Source organism: Bradyrhizobium sp. (assembly GCF_049586575.1).
Lineage (GTDB): Bacteria > Pseudomonadota > Alphaproteobacteria > Rhizobiales > Xanthobacteraceae > Bradyrhizobium.
Genome location: NZ_JBAVCF010000684.1, coordinates 1 through 4,272 on the forward strand (window position 1 = coordinate 1; position 4,272 = coordinate 4,272).

At 54.7% G+C, this 4,272-nt stretch carries 7 protein-coding genes; 6 read left to right on the plus strand and 1 reads right to left on the minus strand.

Annotated features, from left to right (window positions below; all coding sequences use genetic code 11):
- The first annotated feature begins 542 nt into the window (after window positions 1–542).
- Window positions 543–806, plus strand: coding sequence for a hypothetical protein (locus WB528_RS25035; protein WP_423891751.1), 264 nt, complete (start codon window positions 543–545; stop codon window positions 804–806).
- A 39-nt stretch (window positions 807–845) separates the two neighbouring features.
- Here WB528_RS25035 and WB528_RS25040 read toward each other — a convergent pair whose 3' ends face one another.
- Window positions 846–1,529 carry a hypothetical protein gene (locus tag WB528_RS25040; protein WP_423891753.1) on the minus strand — a complete coding sequence of 228 codons (684 nt, stop codon included), beginning with the start codon at window positions 1,527–1,529 and terminating at the stop codon, window positions 846–848.
- Window positions 1,530–1,689: 160 nt separating this feature from the next.
- On the opposite strand from WB528_RS25040, the gene WB528_RS25045 reads away from it, so the two are divergent.
- The 5 genes from WB528_RS25045 (at window position 1,690) to WB528_RS25065 (ending at window position 4,264) form a co-directional block, all read left to right on the plus strand.
- A complete protein-coding gene (locus tag WB528_RS25045) occupies window positions 1,690–2,211 on the plus strand; it encodes a hypothetical protein (protein ID WP_423891755.1) in 522 nt (173 codons plus the stop codon).
- Window positions 2,212–2,397: 186 nt separating this feature from the next.
- On the plus strand, window positions 2,398–2,805 hold the full coding sequence (locus tag WB528_RS25050; RefSeq protein WP_423891758.1) for a hypothetical protein: 408 nt from the start codon (window positions 2,398–2,400) through the stop codon (window positions 2,803–2,805).
- A gap of 99 nt (window positions 2,806–2,904) precedes the next feature.
- Window positions 2,905–3,306, plus strand: coding sequence for a hypothetical protein (locus WB528_RS25055; protein ID WP_423891760.1), 402 nt, complete (start codon window positions 2,905–2,907; stop codon window positions 3,304–3,306).
- 249 nt (window positions 3,307–3,555) lie between these two features.
- The gene (locus WB528_RS25060) at window positions 3,556–3,735 is read left to right on the plus strand and encodes a hypothetical protein (protein WP_423891762.1); all 180 of its coding nucleotides are present in this window, start codon (window positions 3,556–3,558) and stop codon (window positions 3,733–3,735) included.
- Window positions 3,736–3,949: 214 nt separating this feature from the next.
- The gene (locus tag WB528_RS25065) at window positions 3,950–4,264 is read left to right on the plus strand and encodes a hypothetical protein (RefSeq protein ID WP_423891763.1); all 315 of its coding nucleotides are present in this window, start codon (window positions 3,950–3,952) and stop codon (window positions 4,262–4,264) included.
- Window positions 4,265–4,272: the final 8 nt, after the last annotated feature.

Sequence of the window (4,272 nt, forward strand, 5' to 3'; positions counted from 1 at the left end):
GCTTTAATTACAATTCCGCGCATCAAGTAATTCCATCCGACTGTTCTACTCAGGGCGAATTTATTTTTACACCTAACTCAGACGACGCTGGGCCCCAGCCAGCGCCTTCAGAAGCTGCAACTCAACCATCGGCATCGGCACCGGCAAGTTCTCTGCAGGCCTCACCTGTTCATTTCAAGAATGTTAGCCAACGGAGAAACGAATGCCCCGAGCTTGATCGAAACGGACAGCCGTGTATTCGAGGAACGAAAGGTTCTGAACAACAAGGCGACTGGACGATCTACAGGGTCGATATAACTAACTCTTGCGAATGCACTTGCGCCGTTGATGGAACAGATGACACAGGTCACCGGGGTGGAGATATTGCTAAACCATATTCTTCAACTGCTAGGATCACATGCATTCACACAGCGCTAGGTGGCTGCACCGGCTTCAAAGACGACCTGTCTTACACCTGCCATCGATAATTATAATTATAACGGCGTTCGCGTTCGCCGTTGCCTCATGATGGCTAGAGTTGCAGACCACCAAGGGGAACTGCGATGTCGTTTACCGTCATGTTCGTTTTTGAGGCCCTGGTAGCGATCTTCTCTATGCTTGCGGGGATCTTTTGGATGTCCGCCGCTTACGACCATACGATCGGCTATCCGTGGGAAGAAACGCGCCGCGTGCCATTGGCCGGGCTCTTGGAGCATCAGGCTAAATGGAACGGCCGCGCCGCGGTTTGTGCTTCTATTGCCGCAATATGCCAAGCCCTCTCGTTCCTTTTCGAACATTATGTCCCGATCATGATGACAGCCTATTAGTCCTCGCCGCGTCTACAGTGCCGTACAATTCCCGACACCCTACCCCATCGCAGCGTGGACGAAATCGTTGTACTCGTTCGTACCCCGCAGCAGCTTCGCGTAGCTGACGAGCGCTTCCGCATCGTCAAACGTCGCACCGCAGCCGATTTTTTGAGGTATGAGCAGAACGCTTTGTCTGAGTTTAGGTGTCAGCTCATCGAGGAAATTCACGCCGGCAATCAGGCGGTTTTCCCGAATGAGATTTGAGTGGACGTCCCGACCGTAGAAGCCGAAATCGGGGATGACGAGCTGGCCTCCATACTGTCCAATAAGGAATAGGCCGATCGTGAGCGCTGCCTTCTCGCCGATATCCTTCCGGTTCAGCCGGGCTAGGATCACGCGCCGTTCATCGAATACGAATTGCTTCTTACCGCACAAACAATTTCGGACGAGCGGGTTAAAGAGCAGGTCGCCCATAACCCCATTGACCTCCTCACTGCCCTGTACCTGGTCGAGTGATTTTGCCGCTAGGAGCGCCGGTGCCAGCTCCCATTTTCCCTTCCGCACCGTGAGCGTCTGCTGGCCTTCTGGGTAAATGGTGTAGACCAACTCGGCCAGCTCTTGCGCTTTTCGTTTGTCAATTTCCTTTAAAGGATTGAAGGAGTGGATGGCACGGCCCTGCGGCCTCAGCGTGCGTTTTAATCCTACATTCAGTTGGTTCATATGGGCGAGCGACAGCGACAAGCCAGAGCCTCGTGTCGGTGGCAAGGGTCAACTTGCAGGAACGCTCGCCGCTAAAGAGAGCTGCCTACCCTCTATTATAAGGGGCTGTGTGAACGGTAATTGCTGTGTTCGGGAAGGTAGTCTAGGTTTTGACCATTGATGGTTGTTGAGGATATTCCCCATGACATCGTCGAGCGGAATGTGGACGACGGCTATGTCGGCCTTAATCATCCCTGCTGCTGTTGGCATTGTTGCGTCGGTAGCCGCGAACTTTCTGTATCCGTTCATTCTCTCTGTAATCGAAACAAGAAGGGTTGCGTTCCGTGAGAGCCGCCGAAAATCGGCTGAAGAATTGCACGACGTCATCGTGACCCTGCGTGACGGTACAAGGGATAAAGTGGAATATTTCACCCGATGGAACGGCGCTCTCGTTTGCTTTCTCGTTTGCTCGTTTTGTGCATTTTGCGGGGCAGTTATTGTGTTTGGTCTTGCACCAGAGTTGTCATTTTCGCTCCCTCCTCGGCCAGACTTTTTTCGACCGAACCTCGTGATGGGGTTCCTGCTCGGTATGGCTTCCGGTATTTTCGTCGTAACTATTCGCATAGGGAATAGGTTGCGTGCGGTCAGGTTCGCGCTTCTGAATTTTGAGCGTTACCTCTCCGACTACAATGCAAAATGGGGTGGAGGAAAGAGTCTTGGATAGGCCACTATCCTCACCCTGGTTGCACGGTCGTGATATACTCGCGAGCATGGATATTATCGAATTCGCGCGCAAAGGTAGAATCGCCCGCGCGAAAAAGCTGTCGAAAAAACGTCGCAGGGAAATCGCCGTAAAGGCCTCAATGGCCGCGCTTGACAGCCGGCGCAAAGCAACTCCCAGCCGCTAGGTGTGGATACGCCCGACCAGGCTGTTGCGATACTTGCCGGTGCTCTTGCAGAGCGTCCGGTCGTGCAGTCCGAGCCGGCAATTGAAGACGAACCGAAACGCGGACGCCGCACGAAAGCAACCACTGCTTCCCAAAAAGCTAAGGGCAAGCGAAGGTGCTCGATATGCGGGCGCACCGGCCACGACGTTCGGAAATGCCCGGAAGGCAAAGGAATGCATCCGGACAACCCGCGCGAGGTCGCCGCAAAGACGAAACCTCTGACGGGTGATGAATACGACGAGGTGCGAGACGCGATGCACGACCGCGACTTCTCCAGCGCCGAGTATGCGCTATCGCACAAGCTTCCGCCGCGCGAGGTGAATGCCGCCGTCCGCAGCACCGATTACGACGATTATCTTGATAATCGCTAATGTATGGAATTCGAATGCCGCTCGACACCACAAGGAACGCTCCAATTCGCTCCCACAGCGAAGGCAAAATTCCTCCAATTCGTGAGGGAAAATCCGGGGATGCGCTTCACGATGAAGCCGGACCTGCCGGAGAGCGGGCGCATGAGGCGGTACTATGAGGGCGCTGTAGTGCCGCTGGTCGCTTTCTACCAAGAAGGCATGGACCACCACGATGGTGAAGATCGCCGCAAAGTCCGCGAATGGCTCAATCAAGAATTCAACGGGGAAATGGTCAACATAGACGGAAAGATGCAGGGCGTCGGCAGGAGCACCAAGGGTCGCGAGCATCTCCAACCGTTCCTCGAACGCGTCCTCGATTGGCTGAACGAGAATTACAATCCGCCGTCCGAAGCGCTCGACCCCGAAAAATACAAGAACTGGCGCGACACGATATTCCCCGACGGCGGCCCGACCACGTACATCGACTACTTAATCGAGACGGGCATCTTGCGCACTGTATGACCCGAACCCTCCTCGAAAAAGCAAAAGCGCTTCCTGCCCCCAAGAAACTCAAACGCGCCATCCGCGACGGCGAGCTCGAACTCACCCTCGCCTACTGCCGCGGCGAAATCAGCTTGCGCCAATACTGGCTTGCACTCGGTAGGCACCCTTTCAGGACAGGGAGTGCCTCGCACCGCGTCGGGAGCGTCCTGCGCCACGGTATTATGTCGGGGCAGCTCCAAATAAAAATCAATCACTCAAAACCACACCATGAGAAATAGCGACTATTACGAAGGTCTTGAAGAAGGCTACTCCGCCGGCAAACACGACGGCATCGTGGTCACGCGCCGCCGTCAGCACCGGTACGCCTGGTTCAAGCTGTTCGGCGTTATCGTCTTTGGGTGCTTCGCGGCGCATTTCGTCTGGGCGCTAATCGCCACGCTCACGTAAGTATGGAACTTCGATCAACCCGGGACGAGAAAGGCTCAGAACCAACGGCCCCGACCATAGAAACCGCCGCCGCCAAGCAGAACGATGAGGAGAATAATTATGATAATCGTGGTGGTGCTCATGGCTGAGTTTCCCAATCGCTGAAATGCGACTGTGGAACCAACCTGGGGCTGGCTCAAGAGTTCCATCGCGCCAAAGTTATACAATAAAAGATATGAAATCCGTCCAATGCAAAACCCAATGGCACGTCATTGTCGCCTACCTCTGGCAGCAAAAAGATTGGGTGCCCACTCATCTGCTCCAAAGCATCGATACCGACTTCGGCTTCATCGGCAGCTCTGGCGAGCAGCGAGTGCGTGAACTCGCGGCTAACAGTCCGAAGGTGATGGAGCGTCACCCGGAGCTTAAGGATGCCGTGGAGAAAAAGCGCGAGGGCAAGTACGAATACTTTAGGTTCGTGCCGCGATCACAGCGCCTCTGCCGTCGCTTTGATGCGGGATTACCAGCAGAACAAGTCTTTGCTGCATGACACTAGTC

Coding starts and splice junctions, on each gene's coding strand:
- WB528_RS25035 (WP_423891751.1), top strand. CDS start 543: ATGTCGTTTACCGTCATGTTCGTTTTTGAGGCCCTGGTAGCGATCTTC.
- WB528_RS25045 (WP_423891755.1), top strand. CDS start 1,690: ATGACATCGTCGAGCGGAATGTGGACGACGGCTATGTCGGCCTTAATC.
- WB528_RS25055 (WP_423891760.1), top strand. CDS start 2,905: ATGCGCTTCACGATGAAGCCGGACCTGCCGGAGAGCGGGCGCATGAGG.
- WB528_RS25060 (WP_423891762.1), top strand. CDS start 3,556: ATGAGAAATAGCGACTATTACGAAGGTCTTGAAGAAGGCTACTCCGCC.
- WB528_RS25065 (WP_423891763.1), top strand. CDS start 3,950: ATGAAATCCGTCCAATGCAAAACCCAATGGCACGTCATTGTCGCCTAC.